We start from the raw sequence: 26,329 nt of genomic DNA on the forward strand, positions 1-26,329 counted from the left end.
GTGCACTTCCGCGGAAGTGCACGGACACCTCACCGGTACTTCCGGCCGGTCAGCATCGCCTTGAGGGCGCCGAGCAGGCCCAGGACGCCGACCGCGCAGGCGAACCAGAAGCCCAGCCGGAACTCGTCGGGCTCCCACCCCTCCTGCGACAGCGGGACGAGCACCGCGGCGAGCGCCAGGGCGCTCACGGCGAGGGCGAGGACGCCGAGGAAGCGGTGGGAGCGCGCCGGCAGCCACATCAGGATGCCGAGCAGGAACAGCACCCCGCCGCCGAGGACGACGGCGAGCGGCTGCCAGAAGCCGGTGTCGACCAGCGTGCCGAACCCGCTCCCCAGCTCGTCGAACCCCCGGCGCACGAGGTCCCAGCCGAGGTCGTTCTCCGCGGCCAGCCAGCGCAGCGCCAGGCTGATCCCGGCGGCGATGCCGGCCAGGATCAGCAGCAGCCCGGCCAGGGAGGCGGGACCGCGGACCGCCACCGGTTTGCTCGAGTAGTCCGGCTGCGTGTACGAGCCCGGCCCGCCGTACCCGCCCGGGGCGGGCTGGCCGTACCCGCCGGCCCCCGGCTGGCCGTGGCCCCCGGCGCCGGGCTGGCCGTAGCCGCCCGGGCCCGCGGCGGAGGCGCCACCCACCGGGGAGAGTCCCGGCGTCGTCTGCTCCCGCCAGTCGCCGGGCTGCCCGGCCGGCATCGCGCGGGTGGACGGGTCGCGCTCGGTCATCTGCTCTCCTCGGTGTCCGGGACGGCGACGGGCCCTCGCCGCGAGGGTAGGGCCGCGCGGCCTCGTCCGTCGCCGGCTCCGGCACACTGGGCGGGTGCCCGCGACGATCCTCGACGGCAAGGCCACCGCAGCGACCATCCGCCAGGAGCTGACCGCGCGGGTCGCGGCCCTCACCGCGGCCGGGCACCGGCCCGGGCTCGGCACGCTGCTGGTCGGCGACGACCCGGGCAGCCGCTGGTACGTCAACGCCAAGCACTCGGACTGCGCGCAGGTCGGCATCGCCAGCATCCAGCGCGAGCTGCCGGCCACCGCCACCCTCGCCGACGTGCTCGCCGTCGTCGAGGAGCTCAACGCCGACCCGGCCTGCACCGGCTACATCGTCCAGCTGCCCCTGCCGCGCCAGGTCGACGAGTACGCCGTCCTCGAGGCGATCGACCCGGCCAAGGACGCCGACGGCCTGCACCCGGTCAACCTGGGCCGGCTCGTGCTCGGCGTCGACGGACCGCTGCCGTGCACGCCGGTCGGCATCGTCGAGCTGCTGCGCCGCTTCGACGTCCCCATCGCCGGCGCCGAGGTGGTCGTGGTGGGGCGCGGCATCACCGTCGGCCGCCCGCTCGGGCTGCTGCTGACCCGCCGCACCGAGAACGCCACCGTGACCCTCTGCCACACCGGCACGCGCGACCTCGCCGCGCACCTCCGCGCCGCCGACGTCGTGGTCGCCGCGGCCGGCGTCCCGGGGCTGGTCAGCGCGGACGTGGTCAAGCCGGGCGCCGCGGTGCTCGACGTGGGCGTCAGCCGGGTCGACGGGAAGATCGCCGGCGACGTCGCCGCGGACGTCGCCGAGGTGGCCGGGCACGTGGCGCCCAACCCCGGCGGCGTCGGGCCGATGACCCGGGCGATGCTCCTGCAGAACGTGGTGCTGGCCGCCGAGCGGGCGGCCGCGGACGAGGTGCTCACCGCTTGACGACCCGACCCCCGCTCTACACCCGCCGGCCGTTCCTGGCCGGCCTGCTGCGCCAGCTCCCGCTGTTCGCGGTGCTGGTCGCGGTCGCGGTCGGGCTGGGGATGGTCGCGCTCGAGCACTGGCGGCGGGGGCTGCTGGTCGTCGCGCTCGCGCTCGTCGGGGCCGGCGTGCTGCGGCTGGTCCTGCCCGTCCGGCGGGTGGGCTTCCTCGCCGTCCGCAGCCGCCCGGTCGACGTCGTCCTCATGGCCGGCGCCGGTGCCGCGCTGGCCGTCCTCAGCATCCTGGTCCCGGGCAGCTGAGCCCCCGGCCCGCGGGCGCGGCCACCCGGGGGCCGGTCTAGGTTGACGCCCATGGCAGAGCAGCCCAGGAACGGCAAGGTCACCGTCGTCGGTGCCGGCTTCTACGGCTCCACCACCGCCCTGCGACTGGCGGAGTACGACGTCTTCGAGACGGTCGTGCTCACCGACATCGTCGAGGGCAAGCCCGAGGGCCTGGCCCTCGACATCAACCAGTCACGCCCGATCGAGGGCTTCGAGACGAAGGTCGTCGGCGTCGGCGGGGGCTCCTACGAGGGCACCGAGGGGTCCGACGTCGTCGTGATCACCGCCGGCCTGCCCCGCAAGCCCGGCATGAGCCGCATGGACCTCATCGAGACCAACGCCAAGATCGTCCGGCAGGTCGCGGAGAACGTCGCCCGGACCTCGCCCGACGCCGTCGTCATCGTGGTGTCCAACCCGCTCGACGAGATGACCGCGCTGGCGCAGCTGGCCACCGGCTTCCCGCGCCAGCGCGTCATGGGCCAGGCGGGAATGCTCGACACCGCGCGGTTCAGCAACAACGTCGCCGAGGAGCTCGGCGTACCGGTGTCCTCGGTGCAGACGCTGACCCTCGGCTCGCACGGCGACACGATGGTGCCGGTGCCCTCGCGCTGCACCGTCGACGGCAAGCCGCTGGCCGACGTGCTGGCGGCCGACCGCATCGAGCACCTGGTCGACCGCACCCGCAACGGCGGCGCCGAGGTGGTGGCGCTGCTCAAGACCGGGTCGGCGTACTACGCGCCGTCGGCCGCCGCCGCCCGCATGGCGCGTGCCGTCATCGAGGACTCGGGTGCGGTCATGCCCGTGTGCGCCTGGGTCGACGGCGAGTACGGCATCTCCGGCGTCTACCTCGGCGTGGAGGCCGAGATCGGGCGGGAGGGTGTGCGCCGGGTCGTCGAGGGGGACCTGACCGAGAGCGAGCTGTCCGGCCTGCGCGAGGCCGCCGAGGCCGTGCGAGCGAAGCAGGCCGACGTCGCCGACATGTGAGGCGGCGACACCTGACCGACGTCCGGTCCGACGGGCCGGAGCTGCATGAGAGGGAATGTCTGACGTGAGCAAGATCAAGGTCGAGGGCACCGTCGTCGAGCTCGACGGCGACGAGATGACCCGGATCATCTGGCAGTTCATCAAGGACCAGCTGATCCTGCCCTACCTCGACGTCAACCTGGAGTACTACGACCTGGGCATCGAGCACCGCGACGCCACCGACGACCAGGTCACCATCGACTCCGCCAACGCCATCAAGCAGCACGGCGTCGGCGTCAAGTGCGCCACCATCACCCCGGACGAGGCGCGGGTCGAGGAGTTCGGCCTCAAGAAGATGTGGCGCTCCCCGAACGGGACGATCCGCAACATCCTCGGCGGCGTCATCTTCCGCGAGCCGATCATCATGCAGAACGTGCCGCGGCTGGTGCCCGGCTGGACCAAGCCGATCATCGTCGGCCGTCACGCCTTCGGCGACCAGTACCGCGCCACCGACTTCCGCTTCCCCGGCGAGGGCACCCTGACGGTGACCTTCACCCCGAAGGACGGGTCCGCGCCGATCGAGCACGAGGTCTTCCAGGCGCCCGGCGCCGGCGTCGCGCTGGCGATGTACAACCTCGACGAGTCGATCCGCGACTTCGCCCGCGCCTCGATGAACTACGGCCTGCAGCGGGGCTACCCGGTGTACCTGTCGACGAAGAACACGATCCTCAAGGCCTACGACGGCCGGTTCAAGGACGTCTTCGCCGAGGTCTTCGAGACCGAGTTCGAGGACCAGTTCGAGAAGGCCGGGATCACCTACGAGCACCGGCTCATCGACGACATGGTCGCCGCGTCCCTCAAGTGGGAGGGCGGCTACGTCTGGGCGTGCAAGAACTACGACGGCGACGTCCAGTCCGACACCGTGGCGCAGGGCTTCGGCTCGCTGGGCCTCATGACCTCGGTGCTCATGACCCCCGACGGCCGCACGGTCGAGGCCGAGGCCGCCCACGGCACGGTGACCCGGCACTACCGCCAGCACCAGCAGGGCAAGGAGACCTCGACCAACCCGATCGCGTCGATCTTCGCCTGGACCCGGGGCCTGGCCCACCGCGGCAAGCTCGACGACACCCCCGAGGTCACCCGGTTCGCCGAGACCCTGGAGAAGGTCTGCATCGACACCGTCGAGGGCGGTCAGATGACCAAGGACCTCGCGCTGCTGATCAGCAAGGACCAGCCGTGGCTGACCACCCAGGACTTCCTGGCGGCCATCGACACCAACCTGCAGAAGGCCATGGCCTGACGCTCGCCGGCCCGGGCGGCCCCCTCACCCTCGTGGTGAGGGGGCCGTCGTGCGTCCGGGGGTGGGATCACCTGCACAACTGCGGGGAAGTCGTCGTCCAGGCCGGCACGGCAGCGACGTGTTCCCCGCAGTTGCGGCCCGTGGACAGCCAGAGCGCCCCACCGCCGGCTCGCGGCAGGCTCGCCCGGTGCCCACGCCCCGGCGACCCGACGTCCTCCGCGGTCGTGTGTTCCGCTCGCGGGACGTCCTCACCGCCGGCCTGCTGACCCCGTCCGCCCTCCGCAGCAGCGTCTGGCGTCGGCCCTACCGGGGGGTCCACGCCGACGTCGTCCGGGTGTGCCGGATCCCGAGCACCAGGGGGACCCGGACGGCACTCGACATCGCCCGGACGGAGCCACTCACCGCGGCGGCGGCCATCGACGTCCTGCTCGCACGGGGCGTCGTCGCCCGTGCCGGAGCTGCGCCGGTCGCTGGACACGCCGCCGTCGCCGCGAGGGGCGCAGCCGGCGAGGCGGGCGGTGGAGCTGGCCGACCCGCGCGCCGGGTCCCTGCCGGAGTCCCGGGTGCGCGTGCTCCTCGCGCTGGCCGGGCTGAGCGCGGTGCCGCAGTACACCGTCCGGGACCCCGGCGGCGCCTTCGTCGCGCGCGTCGACCTCGCCCTCCCCGAGCACCGGCTGGCCGTGGAGTACGACGGCGCCTGGCACGGGGAGCCCGGTCAGCTGGCGCGGGACCGGCGGAGGCTCACCAGGCTCACCGCCGCGGGCTGGCGGGTGGCGTTCGTGACCGCTGCCGACCTGCGCGAACCGGACGCGGTGGTCGCCCGCGTGGCCGCGGCGCTCACGCGGTGAGCGGTCAGGCGCCTAAGAGCTGGGTCCACCTGGGGCCGCCGGTCCCGTCGGCGACGCCCACGCCGAGCTTCGTCAGCGAGCAGTCGAGGATGTTCGCCCGGTGCCCGGCGCTGTCCATCCAGGCGTCCATCACCGCGGCGGGGTCGGGCTGGCCGTAGGCGATGTTCTCCGCCCGCGCGTAGGAGATCCCGGCGGCCTCGGCCCGGTCGAAGGGGGAGAGCCCCTCGGGCGTGGTGTGGGAGAAGAAGTCGCGGTCGCGCATGTCGGCGCTGTGGGCCCGGGCCACCGCGGCCAGCGCCGGGTCGGCGGTCACGGCACCGCAGCCGGCCGCCGCGCGGGCCTGGTTGACCAGCTGCAGGACCGCGGCCTCGGTGCTCGGGGCGGCCGGGGCCGCGGCCGCCACCGGGGCAGGCGCGGAGCGGGTCGTGCTCGGCGTCGCGGTGGTGGTCCCCGCGGCGGACGGCGACCCCGCGGCGGACGACTCGGCAGACGACTCGGCAGACGGCGATCCCGCGGCAGACGGCGACCCGGCAGCGGCCGAGCTCGGGGACGACGACCCCGCGGACGGGTTGCCCGCCGTCGGGGACGGTGCCTCCGACGAGGTCTCCGGCGACGGCGCGTCCGGCGAGGGCGCATCCGGCGACGACGTGTCCGAAGACGGCGCATCCGGGGACGGCGCATCCGGGGACGGCGCGTCCGGGGACGGCGCCTCCGCCGTCGGCGCGTCGGACGGCGCGCCGGTCGACGACCCACCCCCGGTGGTGCCCGGCGCACCCGGGACCGTGGTCGTCCCGGGCGCCGGCTCGCCGTCGACGCCCATCCGCACCACACCGGTGCGCGGGGAGGTCCCGGCCGCCGCCGAGGTGACCCCGGACTCGACCGTCGACAGCCCACCGCGGCCGGCCGCCATGAGCGGGACGACCAGCACGATGCCGGCCACCGCGAGGACGACCACCAGCACCGGCAGGACCCGGCGGCCGAGCAGCGTCCGCACCCGCGGCGTCCGGGCCCGCCGTCGGGCGGCGGCGGGGCGGGCAGGCGGCGGGGAAGGCCGGCGGTGGCGCACGTGGTTACCTCACGAAGTCGACAAGTTGCTATGTGTGACTTCGGCGAGAGTAGCCGTAGCCCGAGATCACCCGACAGGGTGGGGTGACCGACGTCACACCACGAACCCCACCCGCCACTCCCGTGGCCGGCCCTAGGAGCATGGGCACGCCCGCCCACCCCGAGACGCGAGGAGCACACCGCGGTGAGCGACGTCTGGCTCGACATCGTCCTCGTCGTCGTCTTCGTGCTGGTCGGCGGCTTCTTCGCCGGCGCGGAGATCGCGCTGGTCTCACTGCGGGAGGCGCAGGTCCGCGCGCTGTCCGAGCGCGGCCGCCGGGGCGCCGCCCTGGCCCGGCTGCTCGGCGACCCCAACCGGTTCCTCGCCGCCGTCCAGGTGGGCGTCACCCTCGCCGGCTTCCTGTCGGCGGCCTTCGGCGCCAGCACGCTGGCCGAGCCGTTCGGCGACTGGCTGGTCTCCCGCGGGCTGGGGGAGGGGATGGCCGACACCCTCGCCCTCGTGCTGATCACCCTGGTCATCAGCTACGTGTCGCTCGTGGTCGGCGAGCTGACCCCCAAGCGGCTGGCGCTGCAGCGCGCCGAGGGCTTCGCGCTGCTGGTGGCCCGCCCGCTGAACACCATCGCCCGGCTGTCCCGCCCGGTCATCTGGCTGCTGTCGGCGTCGACCAACGTGCTCGTGCGGCTGCTCGGCGGGGACCCGAGGGCCAGCGGCGAGGCGATCAGCCAGGAGGAGCTGCGCGACCTGGTCGCGGCCCACGAGTCGCTGAGCAGCGACGAGCGCAAGCTGATCGACGAGGTGTTCCGGGCCGGCGACCGGGAGGTCCGCGAGGTGATGACGCCGCGCACCGAGGTCGAGTTCCTCGACGCCTCGACCACGGTCAGCCGGGCCGCCCGGCAGGTCGCCGAGTCCGGCTGGTCGCGCTACCCGGTCACCGGCCGCGACCAGGACGACGTCGTCGGGTTCGTGCACGTGCGCGACCTGTTGCTGCCCTCCCACCCCGCCGGGCGGGCGGCCACCGTGGGCGACCTGGCCCGCGAGGTCAAGCGGCTGCCCGGCACCGCGGGCGTGCTCACCGCCCTGTCGGAGATGCGCCGGGAGAACCAGCACCTGGCGATCGTCGTCGACGAGTACGGCGGCACCGACGGGATCGTCAGCCTCGAGGACCTCATCGAGGAGGTCATCGGCGAGATCTACGACGAGTACGACGAGGAGGTCGCGCCCGACGGCGATGAGCGGCCCGGCGGCCCGCACGAGGTCGACGGGCTGCTCAACCTCGACGACTTCGCCGAGGCCACCGGGCTGCGCCTGCCCGAGGGGCCCTACGAGACGGTCGCCGGCTACGTGCTCGCCGAGCTCGGCCGGATCCCGGAGGCCGGCGACGCCGTGGAGGTCGAGGGCCGCACGCTCACCGTCACCGAGCTCGACGGGCGGCGGATCGCGCGCCTGTCGGTCAGCCGCGCCCCCGACCCGGCCCCCGCTGCAGACGTCGAGGCATAGGAAGCGATACCCACGTCCGGGCCGCCTCGACGTGGGTATCGCTTCCTATGCCTGGCCGCGGGCCTGCGCGACCTCCCAGGCGGCGCGCACGATCCCGGTCAGGTCCGGGTGCTGCGGCGTCCAGCCGAGGTCGGCGCGGATGCGGTCGCTGGAGGCCACCAGCTGCGCCGGGTCGCCGGCCCGCCGCTCGCCGACCTGCACCGGCACCGGGTGGCCGGTGACCTCGCGGACGGCGTCGACCACCTGCTGCACCGAGAACCCGGTGCCGTTGCCCAGGTTGTAGACCCGGTGCTCGCCCGGCTCCGGGGCGGTCAGCGCGAGCAGGTGCGCGTCGGCGAGGTCGGAGACGTGGATGTAGTCGCGGATGCAGGTGCCGTCGGGCGTCGGGTAGTCCTCGCCGTAGATCGTCATCGCCTCGCGCTTCCCGGCCGCGACCTGCAGCGCGATCGGGATGAGGTGGGTCTCGGTGGTGTGCCGCTCGCCCAGGCCGTACGCGGCGCCGGCCACGTTGAAGTAGCGCAGGCTCACCGCCGCGAAGTCGTACGCGGTCGCGTACGAGGTCAGCATCGCGTCGACGGCGAGCTTGGTGGCGCCGTAGGTGTTGGTCGGCCGGGTGGGCGCGTCCTCGCGGATCGGGACCTGCTCGGGCTCGCCGTAGGTGGCCGCGGTCGAGGAGAAGACGATCCGCCGGCAGTCGACCGCCCGCATCGCCTCGAGCAGCGCCAGCGACCCGCCGACGTTGTGCTCCCAGTAGAGCTCCGGCCGCACCTGCGACTCCCCCACCAGGCTCTTGGCCGCGAAGTGCAGCACCGCCTCGGGACGGACGTCGGCCAGCACCGGCGCCGACCCCTGCAGGGTGGCCTGCACGAACCGGGCGCCCTCCGGGACGGCGTCGGCGTGCCCGGTCGACAGGTCGTCGAGCACGATGACCTCGTGGTCGCCCGCGAGGAGGGCAGCGGTGACTACGCTGCCGATGTAGCCGGCCCCACCGGCGACGAGAACGCGCATGGGGCCACCCTAGGAGCCCGCGCCCGGGAGCACCGGGTGCGCCGGAGGACTGACCCGTGGTGAGTGCACGTCCGGCCGTCCAGGCACTGCCGGCCTACAAGCCGGGCCGCAACCCCGCCGACCTGGCGCGGGAGCTCGGTGTCCACCGTGCTGTCAAGCTGGCCAGCAACGAGGTCCCGTTCCCGCCGCTGCCGGCCGTCGTCCAGGCCCTGGCCACGACCGCGGGGGAGACCCACCGCTACCCCGACAACGGCGCCGCCGTGCTGACCCGGGCGCTGGCCGGCCACTACGGCGTCGACCCGGCGCAGGTCGTCCCCGGCTGCGGGGCGGTGATGCTCTGCCAGCAGCTCGCCCAGTCGTTCAACGACCCCGGGACGGCGATCGCCTTCGCGTGGCGCTCGTTCGAGATGTACCCGCTGCTCGCGCAGGTGGCCGGCGCCCGCAGCCTGCAGGTGCCCCTGGTGCCCTCGCGGCCGGGCGGCTCGCCCGACACCCACGACCTCGACGGCCTCGCCGCCGTGGTCGACGACGACACCCGGCTGCTGTTCGTGTGCAACCCGAACAACCCCACCGGGACGGCGGTGCGCCGCGCGGAGCTCGAGCGCTTCCTCGACCGGGTGCCGGAGTCGGTGCTCGTCGTGCTCGACGAGGCCTACCGCGAGTTCGTCACCGACCCCGACGTCCCCGACGGGCTCGAGGTGATGCGCGGCAGGCCGAACGTCGCCGTGCTGCGCACGTTCTCCAAGGCCTGGGGCCTGGCCGGGCTGCGGGTCGGCTACCTCGTCGCCGAGGACCCCGCCGTCGCCGACGCCGTCCGCCGCACCCACGTGCCCTTCAGCGTCTCCACGCTGGCCCAGGCGGCCGCCGTCGCGGCGCTGCAGAGCCAGGAGGAGGTCGCCCGCCGGGTGGCCGCCGTCGTCGCCGAGCGCGACCGGCTCACCGCCGCACTGCGCGACCGGGGGCTGGAGGTCCCCGACAGCCAGGCCAACTTCGTGTGGCTCCCGCTGGGGGAGCCGACCGCCGCGGTCGCCCGGGCGCTGGAGGGGCGCGGGGTCATCACCCGCCCCTTCGCCGGCGAGGGGCTGCGGGTCACCGTCGGGACGCCAGAGGAGGACGACGTCTTCCTCGAGGCGCTCGACGACGTCCTCCCCGGCGTGTCCGGGACGGCGGCCGACGACGTGCGCAGCGGCGCACCGGTCGGCTGAGCCGCGGCTGGTTTGATGGCCGCCGTGCCCCTTCCCCGTGTGCTCTCCGGCATCCAGCCGACGGCGGACTCGTTCCACCTCGGCAACTACCTGGGTGCGCTGCGGCAGTGGGTCGCGCTGCAGGAGACGGCCGAGGCGTTCTACTGCGTCGTCGACCTGCACGCGATCACCATGGAGTGGGACCCGCAGGAGCTGCGCCGCCGCACCCTGGTCTCGGCGGCCCAACTGCTGGCGCTCGGCGTCGACCCGCAGCGCAGCGCGCTGTTCGTGCAGAGCCACGTCCCCGAGCACGTGCAGCTGTCGTGGGTGCTCGAGTGCGTGGCCCGCTTCGGCGAGGCCAGCCGGATGACGCAGTTCAAGGACAAGAGCCAGCGCGAGGGTGCGGCGGGCTCCTCGGTGGGGCTGTTCACCTACCCCGTCCTGCAGGCCGCCGACATCCTCGTCTACCAGGCCGACGAGGTCCCGGTGGGCGAGGACCAGCGCCAGCACCTGGAGCTGACCCGCGACCTCGCCACCCGCTTCAACGGCCGTTTCGGTGAGACGTTCACCGTGCCCGCCGCCCGCATCCCGCAGGGCGCGGCGCGGATCCTCGACCTGCAGTCGCCGGAGAAGAAGATGAGCAAGAGCCTGCCCCCGGCCGGCTGCGTCTTCCTGCTCGACGACCCGAAGGTGACGGCGAAGAAGATCCGCTCGGCGGTCACCGACACCGGCCGCGAGGTGGTCGCCGACCCGGTGGGCAAGCCGGGGGTCACCAACCTGCTGGCCATCCACAGCGCGCTGTCGGGCACCGCCGTGCCCGAGCTGGAGGAGCGCTTCGCCGGCCGCGGCTACGGCGACCTGAAGAAGGAGCTCGCCGAGGTCGTCACCGAGTTCGTCACCCCGGTGCGCGAGCGCACCCAGGAGCTGCTCGACGACCGCGCCGAGCTCGAGCGGCTGCTGGCCGCCGGCGCGGCCCGGGCCCGCGAGGTCGCCGCGCGGACGGTGCGCACCGTCTACGACCGGGTCGGCTTCCTGCCCCCTGCGGGAGCGGCGTCGTGAACGACGACACCTTCGTCCCGCGCAGCTCGACGCCGCCGCCGCAGACCTCCGTCGTCGGGGTGCTGGTGCCCGTCCCCGAGCCGTGGGCGCAGGTGCTCGTCGACTGGCGGACCAAGGTCGGCGACGCCCAGGCCACGCTCGTCCCCCCGCACGTGACGCTGCTGCCGCCCACCGAGGTGCCCTGCACCGACCGGCCCGCGATCACCGAGCACCTGACACGGGTCGCCGCGGCCCACCCGCCCTTCGAGATGCACCTGTCGGGCACCGGCACCTTCACCCCGGTCAGCGACGTCGTCTTCGTCGCCGTCGCCAAGGGCATCGGCAACTGCGAGCTGCTGGCCTCCGACGTCCGCACCGGGCCGCTGACCCGGACGCTGTCCTTCCCGTACCACCCGCACGTCACCGTGGCCCACGACGTCCCGGAGGACATGCTCGACCTCGCCTACAGCGGCCTGGCCGACCTGACCGCGGAGTTCCGGGTCGAGTCGTTCACCGAGTTCGAGCAGACGCCGGCCGGCACCTGGGCGGTCGCGCGCGAGTACCCGCTGACCGGACCGCCGTACCGCTGACGGAGGACCCTCCTGCCCCCCGCCACTCGCAGGCTCGCGGCGGGACCCTGCAGTGGGAGGACCCTGTCCTCCCCACCCTTCGCAGGCTCAGGGCGGGCCCCGGGACGGGGCCACAGCACGTCACCGGGCGGCCCGGTGCACTCGACCCCAGACTGGGCGGAGTGGGTGCACCTCGGGACGACCGGCTGCGGGCCGGCGACGCCGTCCGCGCGCCCTGGGCCCGCCTTGCCGGGGTGGGCCCCCGGATCACCGCGGGCGTCGGGCGGCTCCGCGGCCGGCTGTCGTGGTTCGACCACCTGGCGCGGGCCGGAGGCCGCTACCGGCGCACCCAGGGCGACCTCATGGCCGCCGGCGTCACCTACTTCGTCTTCCTCGGCCTGTTCCCCGTCCTGCTGCTGGTCGCGTCGGTCATCGCGCTGGTCCTCTCCGGTGACGCGCTGCTGCAGAAGGAGCTCTACACCGCCATCCGCGAGGCGTTCCCCGGCTCGACCGGCCGCCAGATCGTGGGGGAGCTGCGCTCGGCGGTGGGCTCGGCGGGCATCACCGGCCTGGTCGGCCTCGCCGGTGTCCTGTACGCCGGCCTGCGCGCCATGGACAAGCTCCGCATCGGCATGGAGCGCATCTGGAAGGGGCGCGCCGACGAGCCCGAGTTCCTCCGGGACAACCTGCAGGACCTCGTGGCCCTGCTGCTGCTCGGGGTGGTCGGGCTGGCGAGCCTCGCGCTCACCGGCGTCGGCACGCGGGCGACCGCCTGGTTCCTCGACCTGCTCGGGCTGGCCGGCGTCCCCGGCCTCGGTGTGCTCACCACCGTGCTGGGCCTGGCGCTGGCGCTGCTCACCGACGTGCTGGTGTTCCTCTGGCTGCTGCGGGTGGTCCCCGCGACCGGCTTCCCGCTGCGGCGCCTGCTGCCCGGCGCGCTGTTCGGCGCGGTCGGCCTCGAGGTGCTCAAGCTGGCCGGCGCGCTCTACCTGACCCTCATCGACGGCAGCGTCACGGCCTCGGCGTTCGGCGGCGCGGTCGGCATCCTGGTCTGGATCAACCTGGTGGCCAGGTTCGCCTTCTTCACCGCGGCCTGGACCGCGACCCTGCCGTCCCTGTCCCCGGCGGTCCCCGCCGTCGCGCCGGAGGAGGTGCCGGTGCCGGCGGGGTCGGGCGCACGGCCCGCCGCACGCCGATGACCGTGGCGACGACGACCGCGACGGCGGCCGCGCCCAGGGCCACCCCGCCGAGGGCCGGCGGGCCGTCGTCGGCCGCGGGAGCCGGTCCGGTGGGCCCCGCGGCCACCGGTGCCGCCGCGGTCGGCGTGGCCGCCGGGGCCGGGGTCGTCGACGGAGCCGGGACCTCGGCCGCCGAGCCGACCAGCCTGCCGACGCCACCCAGCGACGCCGGCACGGTGAACCCCCAGTCGAGCAGCCGCGCGGCCTGGTCGGCGGCCCGCAGCGGGGTTCTCTCGGTGCCCATGACGCTGACCACCAGCCGCCGGCCGTCGCGCTCGGCGGCGGTGACGAAGGTGTGCCGGGCGGCGTCGGTGAAGCCCGTCTTGCCGCCCAGCCCGCCCGGGTAGTCCGCCAGCGGGTTCTCGTTCTGGATCTCGAAGCCCGTCGAGCGGCCCTCGACCCCGGGCATCTGCGCGGTCGGCGTCACCAGCAGGGCCGCGGTGACCGGGTCGGCGACCAGCGCCCGGAAGAACAGCGCGAGGTCGTAGGGCGAGGAGGACTGGCCGGCGACGTCGAGACCCGACGGCGTGCCCGCCACCGTGTCGAAGGCGCCCATCTCCAGCGCGCGGGCGTTCATCGCGGCCACGGTGGCCTCCACGCCGCCGGCTGCACGGGCCAGCCCGTTGGCCGCGTCGTTGCCCGACTGCATGACCAGCGCCTGGAACAGCAGCGACACCGGATAGCGCCCGCCGGCGACCATCCCGACCTTGCTGCCCTCCATCGCCTCGTCCTCGACGGTGCCCTCGACCACCAGAGCCGGGTCCAGCCGGTGGACGAGGGTGAGCAGCGTCAGCGTCTTGAGGGTGCTCGCCGGGTAGTAGCGGCCGTGCGGGTCGCGGGCGGCCAGCACGTCGCCGGTGCCGGCGTCGGCCACCAGCCAGCCCGCGGCGGCGATCCCGTCGGGCAGCGGCGGGGCGCCGTCGACGACGACCGTGCCGCGGGTGTCCAGCCGCTCCCCCCCGACGGTGACGCCGCCGGGCCCGTACCCCTGCGGCGGTCCACCGGGCAGCGGCGCGGTGGGCGTCGGCGCGGCCGGGTCGACCGTGGGCCGGGGCGCCTCGGACACCGGCGCCTGGGGGGCCGGAGCGGCCGCGGCCGGCGCCGCCGTGGCGACCCCGGCACCCAGCCCCGCCGCCACGACCAGCGCGCCCAGCAGCGCCCGCACGGGGCGCCGGGTCTCCCGCTGTCGCCGCACGGGACCACGCTAGTGCGCCTGGCCCGGCCCACCGGGCGGGCGCGCGACGGCGGTGGCGGGTCCTCCGGGCCGCCTGCTGCTTCGCAACGATCGCATCTCGGTCCGCCGCCGACATGGCGGGCGGGGCGCCGACCGCGGTTAGCGTGCCCAGTCGACGCGTCCGGCGTCGCCGGCCGGGCCGGGGAGCCCGGGCGTGACGGACCAAGGACCCCCGGGAGCTCCCCTCCGTCTGTGCGGAGCTCCCCCGAGGAAGGAGTGCCTCTTGCGCCGAGCGCGGAAGACGAAGGTGGCGGCGCTGCTGCTCGCCGGCAGCATGGCCCTGGCCGCCTGTGCCAGCGACGAGCCCGACAGCGGCAGCGGCGGCGGTGGCGGCGAGGGCGGCGCGGAGGAGGTGCGCATCGGCCTGGCCTACGACGCCATCGGGCGCGGTGACCGGTCGTTCAACGACTCCGCCTTCGCCGGCGCGGAGGCCGCCATCGAGGAGTACGGCGGCGAGTACCGCGAGGTCACGCCGAACGAGGACGGCTCCGACCGTGCCGAGCTGCTCGCCCAGCTCGCCGAGCAGGGGTACGACCCGGTCATCGCGGTCGGCTTCGCCTACGACACGATCATCGCCGACGTCGCGGCCGAGTACCCCGACACCACGTTCGCGCAGGTCGACGGCTCCTACCAGCTGCCCGACGGGACCAGCAAGGGCGACAACGTCACCGGGCTGATCTTCGCCTCCGAGCAGGGCTCCTTCCTCGCCGGCGCCGCTGCCGCGCTGAAGAGCGAGTCCGGCCGGATCGGGTTCGTCGGCGGCGTCAACGTGCCGCTCATCCAGACGTTCCAGGCGGGCTACCAGGCCGGGGCGCGCGCGGTCAACCCGAACATCGCCATCGACGCGCAGTACATCTCCCCCGCCGGTGACTTCACGGGGTTCAACGACCCGGCGCGCGCGGAGATCCTCGCGCAGGGCATGTACGCCGGGGGTGCCGACATCGTCTTCCAGGTCGCGGGCGGCTCCGGCACCGGCGTCTTCGCCGCCGCCGCGGAGGCGGGCGGCCGGGCGATCGGCGTCGACTCCGACCAGTACCAGACGGTCGACGACCCGGCCCAGCAGGCCGTGATCATGACCTCGATGCTGAAGCGGGTCGACAACGCCGTGCTGTCCTTCGTCGGCTCCTTCGTGGACGGCAGCGTCGAGGGTGGCACCGACATCCTGTACGACCTCGAGAGCGACGGCGTCGGCCTGGCCACCACCGGTGGCTTCATCGACGACATCCAGGGCGACCTGGACACCTACCGGCAGCAGATCATCGACGGCGAGATCGAGGTCCCGACCACCCCGTGACGCCGGGCTGCCGGCGAGCCGGCTGACCGACCACACGCACACGGCGGGTCCGGGGGAGCGCCCCCCGGACCCGCCGTCGTGCTGAGGGGGGCACCCGCCCGGTGCGGAGGTGGGCAGAATGCGCAGTCGACACCCGCGCCGGCGGAGTGGCGGCGGCAGGGGCGCGGTCGATGCCGCGCCTCCGGTGCAGCAGAGTGGAGGCGAGCCCGCGCACCCGCGGGCCGCAGCGACAGGGAAGGGCCCATCATGGCCACAGCAGGCAACCCGGCCGGTGAGCCGGCCAGCCTGAGCAAGGGCGCGACCGGGGCCGGCGAAGAGGCGCCGCTGGCGGTCGAGCTGCGGGGGATCACCAAGCGCTTCCCCGGCGTGGTGGCGAACAAGGACATCGAGCTACGGGTCCGCCGCGGTGAGGTGCACGCCATCGTCGGTGAGAACGGCGCCGGCAAGTCGACGTTGATGAAGACCCTCTACGGCGAGCACCGTCCCGACGAGGGCGAGATCCTGGTCCACGGGCGCGAGGTGTCCTTCCGCAGCCCGGCCGACGCGATCGCCGCGGGGATCGGCATGGTGCACCAGCACTTCATGCTGGCCGACAACTTCACCGTCCTCGAGAACGTCGTGCTGGGCAGCGAGCCCACCCGCGGCGGCCGGCTGGACCGGGCCGAGGCCCGCCGACGGATCACCGAGATCTCCGACCGCTACGGGCTGGGCCTGCGTCCCGACGCACTCGTGGAGGACCTGGGCGTCGGCGACCGGCAGCGGGTCGAGATCGCCAAGGTGCTCTACCGCGACGCCCGCATCCTCATCCTCGACGAGCCGACCGCCGTCCTCGTGCCACAGGAGGTCGACGAGCTGTTCGGCAACCTGGCCGAGCTCAAGCGAGAGGGCCTGACGGTCATCTTCATCTCGCACAAGCTCGACGAGGTTCGCAGGGTGGCCGACTCGATCACCGTCATCCGCCGCGGCACCACGGTCGGTACGGCCGACCCCAGGACCACCTCCACGCGCGAGCTGGCCGAGATGATGGTCGGCTCCGAGCTGCCGACACCGGAGACCCGTACCTCCACGGTGCGGGCGACACCGGTGCTGCAGCTGTCCTCCGTGACGGTGACGGCGGCGGATGGCCGCCCCGTCGTCGACGACGTCAGCCTCACCGTCCGGGAGGGCGAGGTCGTCGGCATCGCCGGCGTCGAGGGCAACGGCCAGGCCGAGCTCGTCGAGGCCGTCATGGGCCTGCGGGGGCTCGCCGGCGGGACGATCTCCCTGGCCGGCGAGGACGTCACCGCCTGGTCCACCCGTGCGCGTCGCGAGGCCGGGGTCGGGTTCATCCCGGAGGACCGGCACCGCCAGGGCATGCTCCTCGACGCCCCGCTCTGGGAGAACCGCATCCTCGGCCACCAGACCCGGCCGCCGGCGGTCAAGGGCTGGTTCCTGGACCGCCGCGGCGCGCGCTCGGACACCGAGCGCATCATGCGCCAGTACGACGTCCGCGCCCCGGGACCGGACACCCTCGCCGTCGCGCTGTCCGGGGGCAACCAGCAGAAGCTCATCGTGGGCCGGGAGATGGAGGCCCATCCGCGGCTGCTGATCGCCGCGCACCCCACGCGCGGTGTCGACATCGGTGCGCAGGCGGCCATCTGGGAGCTGCTCAAGGACGCCCGCGCGGAGGGGCTGGGGATCGTGCTCGTCTCCGCGGACCTCGACGAGCTCATCGGTCTGTCCGACACGCTGCACGTCATGCTGCGCGGTTCCCTCGTGGCCACCCTCGATCCCGCTCGGGTCACCCCCGAGGAGCTGGGCGGGTACATGACCGGGGCCCGGACGGCGGTGGGTGCAGCGTGAACAGGCTCCGCCGCCTCGGGTTGGCCCTCCTCGGGCCCGCGCTGGCGCTCGTCGTCGCGCTCGTCGTCTCGGGCATCATCGTCGCGCTGATCGGGGAGGACCCGATCGAGGCGCTCGGCGTCATCACCGACCTCGGCGACTCCCCCTCGCAGCAGGTGCAGTCGATCGTGGTGATCCTCAACCGGGCGGTCCCGCTGTTCCTCGCCGGGTTGGCGGTGTCCATCGCGTTCCGGATGGGACTGTTCAACATCGGCGTCGAGGGCCAGTACCGGCTCGCCACGATCCTCGCAGCGGCGGTCGGCGCAGCCGTCACGCTGCCGGCGCCGCTGCACGTCCTGCTCATCATCGTCGTCGCCGTGCTGGTGGGGGCACTGTGGGCGGGCATCGTCGGCGTCCTCAAGGTGACCCGCGGCGTGAGCGAGGTCATCAGCTCGATCATGCTCAACTTCATCGCCCTGGGGACGGCGTCGTTCCTCCTCACCGGTCCCCTCCGCGGGAGCACCGAGGGACAGTCGATCGTGACGACCCGGACCATCCCCGAGTCGGGCTGGTTCCCGGGGCTCAACGGGATCCTCACCGGGCTCGGCCTGGCAGAACCCCGCTCTGAGCTCTACGGCTTCATGCTCGTCGCGATCGTCGTGGGCGTGGTGATCGCGGTCGTGCTCAAGCGGACCCGGTTCGGGTTCGACCTGCGGGCCAGCGGTCTGTCCCCGTCGGCGGCACGGGCCAGCGGTGTCGACTCCAGTGGCATGGTGATCAAGACGATGCTGCTCTCCGGCGCGGTCGCCGGTCTCATCGGCCTGCCCGAGCTGCTCGGGGACACCCACGAGTTCGGCACCGAGTTCACCGCCGGACTGGGCTTCCTCGGCATCGCGGTGGCGCTGCTGGGCCGCAACAGTCCGCTGGGCATCGCGGTGGCCGCGCTGTTGTTCGCCTTCCTCGACCGCGCCGCCCTGCCGCTCCAGTTCGCCGACATCCCGTCGTCGGTGGTCACGATCATCCAGGGCACGATCGTGCTCGCCGTCGTGATCGCCAACGAGATCGCCCGCCGGCTGGCCCTCCGCTCGGCGGAGCGGGCCGGGGCGGTGGCCGCCGCCCCGCCCTCCGGCGACGGCGGCCCCGACGGCACCCGTCCGTCGGACGGTGGGCCCGGCGGGGTGCGGCCGCACCCCGCCGTCCCCGGTGAGCAGCAGGGAGCCCGAGCATGAGCACCGCGACCGGCACACCCGGTACCCGGCCCAGTCGCGGCCCCGTCACCGACCTGCTCACCGGTGGTGGGCGGTCCCGGCGACTCCTGTGGCTGGCGCTCGGGGTCCTCGTCGTCGTCTCCGCCGTCCGGGTCATCTCCGGGGAACAGGCCCTGACGTCGTCGTCGACCATCGCCGCTGCGCTGCTGCTGGCCGTGCCCATCGCGCTCGCCGCGCTCGGCGGGCTGTTCTCCGAGCGGGCCGGCGTGGTGAACATCGGCCTGGACGGGATGATGATCCTGGGCACCTGGGGCGCCGGGTTCGCCGGCTACCAGTGGGGCTGGGGCGCCGCCGTCGTCGGCGGGCTGCTGTTCGGGGCGATCGGCGGCCTGCTGCACGCGGTGGCCACGGTGACCTTCGGTGTCGACCACGTCGTCTCCGGTGTGGCGATCAACATCCTCGCCGCCGGTGTCGTGCGGTTCCTGTCGGAACTGCTCTACGTCGACAACCCGGCCGGTGGTGGTGCCGCCCAGTCACCGCCGCTGTCGAGTCAACCCCCGGACTTCTCCCTCCCCGTGCTCTCCTCCGGGCCGGACCTGCTGGGGGCGCTGGAGGAACGGCGCTGGTTCCTGGTCAGCGACCTCGCCGGCCTGCTCCGGGGGGTGACGAACGGCGTCGGCGTCCTCACCGTGGTCGCCGTCCTCATGATCCCGGCCGCCTACCTCGTCCTCTGGCGGACGGCCTTCGGTCTCCGGCTGCGCGCCTGCGGCGAGAACCCCGCTGCCGCCGACAGCCTCGGCGTGCCCGTCTACCGGCTCAAGTACATCGCGGTGGTGATCTCCGGGGCCCTGGCCGGGCTGGGTGGCGTCTTCCTGGTCTTCATCGCCAACATCTACCGGGAGGGGCAGGTCGGCGGGCGCGGCTTCATCGGTCTGGCCGCCCTGATCTTCGGCAACTGGAGGCCGGGCGGCCTGGCGGCAGGGGCCGGACTGTTCGGCTTCGCCGACGCCCTCCAGCTGCGCAGCCGGACGGCGGTCGTCGCGCTCCTCCTGCTGGTCGCCGTCCTGCTGGCCGTGGTGGCGGTCCTGCAGGTGAGGCGGGGACGACCGCTCGTGGCCGCCATCGCGGGGGTGTTCGCCGCCCTGAGCCTGGTGGGCTTCCTGACGATCGAACGACTCCCCGAGGGGATCGTCTTCTTCACCCCCCACCTGACCACCCTGCTGGTGCTGTCCCTGGCCTCCCAGAGACTGCGGATGCCCAAGGCCGACGGCCTCGTCTATCGAAGAGGAGAGCACTAGGTGAGCGACGGGGTGGTGGGGCGGGTGGACGACACCGTCGACTGGGACGCGCTGCGCAGCGCGGCCCGGGAGGCCATGACCCACGCCTACGCGCCCTACTCGCGGTTCCCCGTGGGCGTGGCCGGGCTGGTCGACGACGGCCGGGTGGTCACCGGCTGCAACGTCGAGAACGCCAGCTACGGGCTGGGGCTGTGCGCCGAGTGCGGGATGGTCAGCGACCTCGCCCGCACCGGCGGCGGCCGGCTGGTCGCGGTGGCCTGCGTCGGCGGCGACGGGCAGCCGCTCATGCCCTGCGGGCGCTGCCGGCAGCTGCTGTGGGAGCACGGCGGCGCTGACATGCTCATCGAGACCGTCTCGCTGGGCATCGTCCCGATGCGCGAGGTGCTGCCCGACGCCTTCGGTCCCGAGGACCTGGTCGCCGCAGCCGAGCGGGGGCAGGGCTGATGGCGGCGTTCGACGCGATCGACGTCCTGCGCGCCAAGCGTGACGGCCACCGGCTCACCCCCGAGCAGATCCGCTGGGTGATCGGGGCCTACACCGACGGCACCGTCTCCGACGAGCAGATGAGCGCGCTGCTCATGGCGGTGTTCTTCCGCGGCATGGACGGCGACGAGCTCGCCGCCTGGACGCAGGCCATGATCGACTCGGGTGAGCGCAAGGACCTGTCCTCGCTGGGTCGGCCCACCGCCGACAAGCACTCCACCGGCGGCGTCGGGGACAAGACCACCCTGCCCCTGGCCCCCCTGGTCGCCGCGTGCGGCGTGGCGGTGCCGCAGCTGTCGGGCCGGGGCCTGGGGCACACCGGCGGGACGCTGGACAAGCTCGAGTCGATCCCGGGCTGGCGCGCCGACGTGCACGAGGAGGCCTACCTGCGCCAACTGGCGGAGGTGGGCGCGGTCATCTGCGCGGCCGGTCACGACCTCGCGCCGGCCGACAAGAAGCTCTACGCGCTGCGCGACGTGACGGCGACGGTGGAGTCGATCCCGCTGATCGCCAGCTCGATCATGAGCAAGAAGATCGCCGAGGGCGCCGACGCGCTCGTGCTCGACGTCAAGACCGGGTCCGGGGCGTTCATGAAGGACCCCGAGGCCTCCCGCGAGCTGGCCCGCACGATGGTCGGCCTCGGCGAGGCGGCGGGGGTCACCACGGTGGCCCTGGTGACCGCGATGGACCGGCCGCTGGGCCGCGCCGCGGGCAACGCCGTCGAGGTCGCCGAGTCGGTGGAGGTCCTCGCCGGCGGCGGCCCGGCCGACGTCGTCGAGCTGACCCTGGCCCTGGCCCGGGAGATGCTCACCGCGGCCGGGCGTCCCGACGTCGACCCCGCCGACGCCCTGCCCGACGGCCGGGCCATGGACGTGTGGCGGCGGATGATCACCGCGCAGGGCGGGGACCCCGACGCCCCGCTGCCCCGGCCGGCCGAGCGCCACGTGGTCACCGCTCCGGCCACCGGCACGCTGACCCGGCTGGACGCCTACGCCCTCGGCGTCGCCGCGTGGCGCCTGGGTGCCGGCCGGGCGCGCAAGGAGGACCCGGTGTCGGCCGCGGCCGGCGTCACCTGGACGGCGGCGGTGGGCGAGCAGGTGACCGAGGGCCAGCCGCTGCTCGAGCTGCACACCGACGACCCCGCGCGCATCCCGCGGGCACTGGAGGCGCTCGAGGGCGCGATCGGCGTCGACACCGGCGACGATCCGCTCCCGCTGCTGCTGGACCGCATCTCGGCGTAGGCCCCTGCGTGCACGTCCGCGGACGTGTACGGCTCCGGTGCGGCCCGCAGGGGCGCCGTGCCGAGGTGGAACACTGGACCCTCGTGACGAGCACGTCCGCGCACGTCGTGGCCGACGACCGGCCGCGTCCCGGTGACCCGCTGGACCCGGACGCCGCGATCTCGGTCCGCGGCCTGGTGAAGCGCTACGGCGACCGGGCCGCCGTCGACGGGCTGGATCTCGACATCCGGCGCGGGGAGATCTTCGCGCTGCTCGGCCCCAACGGCGCCGGCAAGACGACGACCGTCGAGGTGCTCGAGGGCTACCGGTCCCGCGACGGCGGCGAGGTGCGCGTGCTCGGCGTCGACCCGGCGCGCGGCGGCCGCCGGTGGCGGGCCGACCTGGGGATCGTCCTGCAGTCCGGGGGCGGGGACAGCCAGCTGTCGGTGCGCGAGCAACTGGCGGCGCGCGCGTCCTACTACGCCGACCCCCGCGACCCCGCGGAGGTGCTCGAGCTGGTCGGGCTCACCGAGCAGGCCGGCGCCCGCGGGCGGACCCTCTCCGGCGGCCAGCGGCGCCGGTTCGACGTCGCGCTGGGCATCGTCGGCCGGCCGCGGCTGCTGTTCCTGGACGAACCCACGACCGGCTTCGACCCGGAGGCGCGGCGGCAGTTCTGGGCGCTGGTCCGCTCGCTGCGCGACCTGGGCACGACGATGCTGCTGACCACCCACTACCTCGACGAGGCCGAGGCCCTGGCCGACCGGGTCGGCGTGCTCGCCCACGGCCGGCTGGCGGAGGTCGCCGTCCCCTCCGCGATCGGCGGCCGCGAGACCGCGCCGGCCGTCGTCAGCTGGACCGAGGGCGGCGTCCGCCGCAGCGCCGAGACCACCACCCCCACCGCGTTCGTGCGGGACCTCGCCGCCCGGTTCCCCGGCGAGGTGCCCGACCTGGCGGTCAGCCGCCCGACGTTGGAGGACGTGTACCTGCAGATGATCGGCAGGCCCCAGGGAGTGGGCATCGCGGCGAGCGCCGGCGAGCGAGGAGCGGAGCGAGCGGCCGAGCGGGGCGAGGGGATGTCGTCGTGACGACGACGGCCCCGGGGCGGGCCGCGCTGCCCTCGCCGGTCCGGGTGTACCGCACCCGCGCCGGCGTGGAGCTCAAGGAGTTCTTCCGGCAGCGGGAGTCGGTGGTCTTCACCCTCGTCTTCCCCGTCGTGCTGCTGCTCGCGCTCGGCGCCGTGCTCGACTACGACCTCGGGTCGGGCGTGGACTTCCCGCAGTACTTCATGGCCGGGGTCATCACCGCCGGGGTGGTCGGCGCCAGCCTGCAGAACATGGCGATCCACATCGCCGGGGAGCGCTCCGACGGGACGCTCAAGAGCCTGGCCGGCACCCCGATGCCCAAGAGCGCCTACTTCGTGGGCAAGGTCGTGCAGGTCCTCGCCGTCACCGCGGTGACGGTCGCGCTGCTCCTGCTGGTCGGCGTCGCCGTGTACGGCATCGACCTGCCCGCGGGCGCGGACTGGCTGACCTTCGTGTGGGTCACGGTGCTCGGCGCGGCCGCCTGCACCCTGCTCGGCATCGCGGTGTCCTCGTTGGCCCGCAACGGGCGGTCCGCGTCGGCCACCGTCACCCCGATCGCGCTGGTCCTGGAGTTCGTGTCCGGGGTGTTCCTGCCCTTCGACCAGGTGCCCGGCTGGCTGCAGGACCTCGCCTCGCTGTTCCCGGTGAAGTGGATGGCCCAGGGGCTGCGGTCGGTGTTCCTGCCCGACGCGCTCGCCGCCTCCGAGCCGGCCGGTTCGTGGGAGCTCGGCCGGGTGGCGCTGGTCCTTGCTGCCTGGTGCGTGGCCGGGCTGGTCCTGTGCGTTCTGACCTTCCGCTGGCAGGACCGCGGAACGCGGTGAGGCCGAGGAGTGGGGGCCGGAGGCCTCCGCGACGAATGGAGGACCCCGTCCTCCCCACCCTTCGCGAGCTCAGGGCGGGCCCCTGGACGGGGCCAGGGCTCCGCGCCGCTGCGGGACGGCACGTGGCGGCGGTGCCGGCCGGTAGGGCGACAATGTCGCGGTGCCCGCCCCGCTCGACGCCGACGCCCTCCGCCGCGCCCCCAAGGTCCTCCTGCACGACCACCTCGACGGCGGGCTGCGGCCGCAAACGGTGCTCGAGCTCGCCGACGAGGCCGGCTACCGCGACCTGCCCGCCGGCGACGCCGAGGCCCTGGGCACGTGGTTCCGCCAGGCGGCCGACTCCGGCTCGCTGGTGCGCTACCTGGAGACGTTCGCGCACACCGTCGGGGTGATGCAGCGGCCCGACGCGGTGCGCCGGGTCGCCCGCGAGTGCGCCCTCGACCTGGCCGCCGACGGCGTCGTGTACGCCGAGGTGCGCATGGCGCCGGAGCTGCTCACCACGGGCGGCACGCCGATCGAGGAGGTGGTCGAGGCGATCCTCGACGGCTTCGCGCAGGGCAGCGCCGAGGCCGCCGCGGCCGGCACCCCGATCGGCGTGGGCGCGCTGCTGTGCGCCATGCGGCAGGCCGACCGCTGGGAGGAGGTCGCCGGCCTGGTCGTGCGGTACCGCGACGCCGGCGTCGTCGGCTTCGACCTGGCCGGACCGGAGATCGGCTTCCCGCCCGACCGGCACCCGGAGGCGATCGCGCTGCTCGACCGGGCCGGGGCGCACCGCACCGTCCACGCCGGCGAGGCCGCCGGCGTCGACAGCATCCGTGCCGCGCTCGACGGCGCCCGCGCCGAGCGGCTGGGCCACGGCGTCCGCATCGCCGACGAGGTGCCGGGGGAGGGGCCGCTCGGCCCGCTGGCCCAGCGGGTGCTCGACGAGCAGGTACCGCTGGAGGTCGCGCCGTCGTCGAACGTGCAGACCGGCGCCTACACCTCCATCGCCGCCCACCCGGTCGGCCGGCTGCACCGGCTCGGCTTCGCCGTCACGGTCAACACCGACAACCGGCTGATGAGCGGGGTGTCGGTGACCAGCGAGCTGGCCGACGTCGCCGCCGCGCACCGCTGGGGCTGGGACGACGTGCAGACCGTCACCGAGCGGGCGCTGGCCGCGGCCTTCCTCGACGAGTCCGAGCGCACCCGGCTGCTCGACGACGTCGTCCGACCGGGGTTCACCGCCCTGCGCAGGTGAGCACGGCCACCGCCCGTTCGCGGAACGGCGGGACGACCTCCGCTGTTACGGTGGGTGTGCCGGCACTCGCCGGACATCCTCCCGGACGGTCCGTCCGGGCACGAGCGCATCCGTGCAGATCCGCCGCGTCCCACGACGCCCGCGATCGCCAGTGAGGACGCCGAGACGGCGCCCGCGCACTCCACGGGACGCGCCCGAGCTGTATCGGAGTCCCACACCCGCATGTCCTCGTTCGCCCCCGTCGACGCCGTCGACACCCAGGACGACACCCTGATCGACCCCCAGACCACCCCCGAGCCGGCGGCCCCGACCTCCGCTCCCGCGGGTCCCACCTTCGCGAAGCTGGGCCTGCCGCAGCAGCTGGTGACGGCGCTGGAGCGGCGTGGCATCCACTCGCCGTTCGCCATCCAGGCCACCGTCCTGCCCGACGCCCTCGCCGGGCGTGACGTGCTGGGCAAGGCCGCCACGGGCTCGGGCAAGACCCTCGCCTTCGGCCTGCCGCTGCTGGCCCGCATGGGCCTGACCGCCCGCCGAGGGCCCCGCGCCCCGCGGGCACTGGTCCTGGTGCCCACCCGCGAGCTCGCCCAGCAGGTGGCCGACAACCTGGCACCGCTGGGTCAGGCCATCGGCGCCCAGTTCGTCACCGTCTACGGCGGTGCCCCGATGTACCGGCAGATCAGCCAGCTGCGCCGCGGCGTCGACGTCGTCGTCGCCACGCCCGGCCGGCTGCAGGACCTCATCGCCCAGGGCGAGGCCACCCTCGCCGAGGTCGAGGTCAGCGTCGTCGACGAGGCCGACTTCATGTCCGACCTCGGGTTCCTGCCGGTCGTGCAGGAGCTGCTCGACCAGACCCGCCCCGACGCCCAGCGGCTGCTGTTCTCGGCGACGCTGGACGGCGAGGTCGACGCGCTGGTCCGCCGCTACCTGACCGACCCCGCCCGCCACGAGGTCAAGCGCCCCGGCGACGACGCCCCGCCGGCCGAGCACCGCGCCTACAGCGTCGCCTTCCGCGACAAGGTGCCGGTGACCCAGGAGCTCGCCGCGCGGCCGGGCCGGACCATCGTGTTCGCCCGCACCCAGCTCGGCGTCGACCGGCTGACGGAGAACCTGCAGGCGGCCGGCATCAAGGCCGAGGCGATCCACGGCGGCCTGCCGCAGTCGGCGCGCCGCCGGGCGCTGGAGGCGTTCACCGACGCCCGCAGCCCGGTGCTGGTGGCCACCGACGTCGCCGCCCGCGGCATCCACGTCGACGACGTCTCGCTGGTGCTGCACTACGACCCGCCGGCCGACCACAAGACCTACCTGCACCGCTCGGGCCGCACCGCCCGCGCCGGTGCCGCCGGTGTGGTGGTCTCGCTGCTGCTGCCCGACCAGGTGGGCCAGGCCAAGCGGCGGTTCCGCCAGGCGAAGGTCGACCCGCAGGTCAGCCGCCTCCGGCCGGGCGACGCCCCGATCGCCGAGCTCGTCGCCAGCGGCGTGCCGGTGGAGCCGGTCGAGCGGCCGGCCCGGGAGTCGCGGCGCCCGCACGGCGGCCCCGGTGGCCGGCGTCCGCGCCGGGACGGCGACCGCCCCCGCCGGGACGGCGACCGGCACCGCCGGTCCCACGGCGAGGGCGAGCGCGGCCGTCGCGAGGGGGACCGCCCGCGCCGTCCCGCCGGTGACCGCGACCGGTTCCGCGGTCCCGGTGAGCGCGGTCCCCGTCCCGACCGTCCGGCGCCCGCGCGCGACTGACGCGGGGCCGTTCCAGTACCTCACCAGCGGCCGGTCCCGGGTCCCGGGACCGGCCGCTGTGCTGTCCGGCGCGCAGTGGTGGGGGGGGGGGGGGGGGGGGGGGGGGGGGGGGGGGGGGGGGGGGGGGGGGGGGGGGGGGGGGCGGGGGGGGGGGGGGGGGGGGGGGGGGGGGGGGGGGTGGGGGGGGGG

Annotated in this window: 24 protein-coding genes; 20 read left to right on the forward strand and 4 right to left on the reverse strand. The window is 74.7% G+C overall.

Annotated elements, in window-relative coordinates; genetic code table 11:
• Nucleotides 1-29: 29 nt before the first annotated feature.
• The gene (locus tag ACI78U_RS21755) at nt 30-716 is read right to left on the reverse strand and encodes a hypothetical protein (protein WP_456877482.1); all 687 of its coding nucleotides are present in this window, start codon (nt 714-716) and stop codon (nt 30-32) included.
• Between the two features lie 94 nt (nt 717-810).
• Here ACI78U_RS21755 and ACI78U_RS21760 point away from each other — a divergent pair, with 94 nt between their 5' ends.
• The 5 genes from ACI78U_RS21760 to ACI78U_RS21780 all read left to right on the forward strand — a co-directional run bounded on the left by ACI78U_RS21760 (nt 811) and on the right by ACI78U_RS21780 (nt 5,111).
• Nucleotides 811-1,680 carry a bifunctional methylenetetrahydrofolate dehydrogenase/methenyltetrahydrofolate cyclohydrolase gene (locus ACI78U_RS21760; protein WP_456877483.1) on the forward strand — a complete coding sequence of 290 codons (870 nt, stop codon included), beginning with the start codon at nt 811-813 and terminating at the stop codon, nt 1,678-1,680.
• The gene (locus ACI78U_RS21765; RefSeq protein WP_456877484.1) at nt 1,677-1,979 is read left to right on the forward strand and encodes a DUF3017 domain-containing protein; all 303 of its coding nucleotides are present in this window, start codon (nt 1,677-1,679) and stop codon (nt 1,977-1,979) included. Before ACI78U_RS21760 ends, ACI78U_RS21765 begins: the two co-directional genes overlap by 4 nt.
• A gap of 51 nt (nt 1,980-2,030) precedes the next feature.
• Nucleotides 2,031-2,984: a malate dehydrogenase gene (gene mdh, locus ACI78U_RS21770; protein ID WP_456877485.1), complete on the forward strand. Its 954-nt coding sequence runs from the start codon at nt 2,031-2,033 to the stop codon at nt 2,982-2,984.
• A 55-nt stretch (nt 2,985-3,039) separates the two neighbouring features.
• A complete protein-coding gene (locus ACI78U_RS21775; RefSeq protein ID WP_456877486.1) occupies nt 3,040-4,263 on the forward strand; it encodes an NADP-dependent isocitrate dehydrogenase in 1,224 nt (407 codons plus the stop codon).
• A gap of 449 nt (nt 4,264-4,712) precedes the next feature.
• The gene (locus ACI78U_RS21780) at nt 4,713-5,111 is read left to right on the forward strand and encodes a DUF559 domain-containing protein (protein ID WP_456877487.1); all 399 of its coding nucleotides are present in this window, start codon (nt 4,713-4,715) and stop codon (nt 5,109-5,111) included.
• Between the two features lie 4 nt (nt 5,112-5,115).
• On the opposite strand, the gene ACI78U_RS21785 is transcribed toward ACI78U_RS21780, so the two are convergent.
• The gene (locus ACI78U_RS21785) at nt 5,116-6,105 is read right to left on the reverse strand and encodes a CAP domain-containing protein (protein WP_456877488.1); all 990 of its coding nucleotides are present in this window, start codon (nt 6,103-6,105) and stop codon (nt 5,116-5,118) included.
• Between the two features lie 255 nt (nt 6,106-6,360).
• On the opposite strand from ACI78U_RS21785, the gene ACI78U_RS21790 reads away from it, so the two are divergent.
• Nucleotides 6,361-7,674, forward strand: a complete 1,314-nt coding sequence (locus tag ACI78U_RS21790) for a hemolysin family protein (RefSeq protein ID WP_456877489.1) — start codon at nt 6,361-6,363, stop codon at nt 7,672-7,674.
• 45 nt (nt 7,675-7,719) lie between these two features.
• On the opposite strand, the gene galE is transcribed toward ACI78U_RS21790, so the two are convergent.
• Nucleotides 7,720-8,682 carry a UDP-glucose 4-epimerase GalE gene (gene galE / locus ACI78U_RS21795; protein ID WP_456877490.1) on the reverse strand — a complete coding sequence of 321 codons (963 nt, stop codon included), beginning with the start codon at nt 8,680-8,682 and terminating at the stop codon, nt 7,720-7,722.
• Between the two features lie 59 nt (nt 8,683-8,741).
• On the opposite strand from galE, the gene hisC reads away from it, so the two are divergent.
• From hisC to ACI78U_RS21815, 4 genes are all read left to right on the forward strand, one after another.
• Nucleotides 8,742-9,887: a histidinol-phosphate transaminase gene (gene hisC, locus ACI78U_RS21800; RefSeq protein WP_456877491.1), complete on the forward strand. Its 1,146-nt coding sequence runs from the start codon at nt 8,742-8,744 to the stop codon at nt 9,885-9,887.
• Between the two features lie 15 nt (nt 9,888-9,902).
• A complete protein-coding gene (gene trpS / locus ACI78U_RS21805; protein ID WP_456877492.1) occupies nt 9,903-10,925 on the forward strand; it encodes a tryptophan--tRNA ligase in 1,023 nt (340 codons plus the stop codon).
• Complete coding sequence (locus tag ACI78U_RS21810) at nt 10,922-11,494, forward strand: 2'-5' RNA ligase family protein (RefSeq protein ID WP_456877493.1); 573 nt, start codon at nt 10,922-10,924, stop codon at nt 11,492-11,494. Before trpS ends, ACI78U_RS21810 begins: the two co-directional genes overlap by 4 nt.
• Nucleotides 11,495-11,655: 161 nt before the next feature.
• Nucleotides 11,656-12,672, forward strand: a complete 1,017-nt coding sequence (locus ACI78U_RS21815) for a YihY/virulence factor BrkB family protein (RefSeq protein ID WP_456877494.1) — start codon at nt 11,656-11,658, stop codon at nt 12,670-12,672.
• Here ACI78U_RS21815 and ACI78U_RS21820 read toward each other — a convergent pair.
• Nucleotides 12,557-13,906, reverse strand: a complete 1,350-nt coding sequence (locus tag ACI78U_RS21820) for a D-alanyl-D-alanine carboxypeptidase family protein (protein ID WP_456877495.1) — start codon at nt 13,904-13,906, stop codon at nt 12,557-12,559. The genes ACI78U_RS21815 and ACI78U_RS21820 overlap by 116 nt on opposite strands.
• A gap of 262 nt (nt 13,907-14,168) precedes the next feature.
• On the opposite strand from ACI78U_RS21820, the gene ACI78U_RS21825 reads away from it, so the two are divergent.
• From ACI78U_RS21825 to ACI78U_RS21870, 10 genes are all read left to right on the forward strand, one after another.
• The gene (locus ACI78U_RS21825; RefSeq protein ID WP_456877496.1) at nt 14,169-15,239 is read left to right on the forward strand and encodes a BMP family lipoprotein; all 1,071 of its coding nucleotides are present in this window, start codon (nt 14,169-14,171) and stop codon (nt 15,237-15,239) included.
• 246 nt (nt 15,240-15,485) lie between these two features.
• Nucleotides 15,486-17,081, forward strand: coding sequence for an ABC transporter ATP-binding protein (locus ACI78U_RS21830; protein ID WP_456877497.1), 1,596 nt, complete (start codon nt 15,486-15,488; stop codon nt 17,079-17,081).
• Nucleotides 17,078-18,289 (forward strand): ABC transporter permease, encoded by a 1,212-nt coding sequence (locus ACI78U_RS21835; protein ID WP_456877498.1) that lies wholly within the window; start codon nt 17,078-17,080, stop codon nt 18,287-18,289. Before ACI78U_RS21830 ends, ACI78U_RS21835 begins: the two co-directional genes overlap by 4 nt.
• On the forward strand, nt 18,286-19,566 hold the full coding sequence (locus ACI78U_RS21840; protein WP_456877499.1) for an ABC transporter permease: 1,281 nt from the start codon (nt 18,286-18,288) through the stop codon (nt 19,564-19,566). The genes ACI78U_RS21835 and ACI78U_RS21840 overlap by 4 nt, the downstream gene beginning before the upstream one ends.
• Nucleotides 19,567-20,010 carry a cytidine deaminase gene (locus ACI78U_RS21845; protein ID WP_456877500.1) on the forward strand — a complete coding sequence of 148 codons (444 nt, stop codon included), beginning with the start codon at nt 19,567-19,569 and terminating at the stop codon, nt 20,008-20,010.
• Nucleotides 20,010-21,290: a thymidine phosphorylase gene (locus ACI78U_RS21850; RefSeq protein WP_456877501.1), complete on the forward strand. Its 1,281-nt coding sequence runs from the start codon at nt 20,010-20,012 to the stop codon at nt 21,288-21,290. Before ACI78U_RS21845 ends, ACI78U_RS21850 begins: the two co-directional genes overlap by 1 nt.
• Nucleotides 21,291-21,373: 83 nt before the next feature.
• Entirely contained in the window at nt 21,374-22,354 is a 981-nt protein-coding gene (locus ACI78U_RS21855; RefSeq protein ID WP_456877502.1) for an ABC transporter ATP-binding protein, read from the forward strand.
• Entirely contained in the window at nt 22,351-23,172 is an 822-nt protein-coding gene (locus ACI78U_RS21860) for an ABC transporter permease (RefSeq protein WP_456877503.1), read from the forward strand. The genes ACI78U_RS21855 and ACI78U_RS21860 overlap by 4 nt, the downstream gene beginning before the upstream one ends.
• 160 nt (nt 23,173-23,332) lie before the next feature.
• Nucleotides 23,333-24,409 carry an adenosine deaminase gene (locus tag ACI78U_RS21865; protein ID WP_456877504.1) on the forward strand — a complete coding sequence of 359 codons (1,077 nt, stop codon included), beginning with the start codon at nt 23,333-23,335 and terminating at the stop codon, nt 24,407-24,409.
• Between the two features lie 222 nt (nt 24,410-24,631).
• Complete coding sequence (locus ACI78U_RS21870) at nt 24,632-26,140, forward strand: DEAD/DEAH box helicase (RefSeq protein WP_456877505.1); 1,509 nt, start codon at nt 24,632-24,634, stop codon at nt 26,138-26,140.
• Nucleotides 26,141-26,329 lie beyond the last annotated feature (189 nt).

Source organism: Geodermatophilus sp. SYSU D00710 (assembly GCF_054050195.1).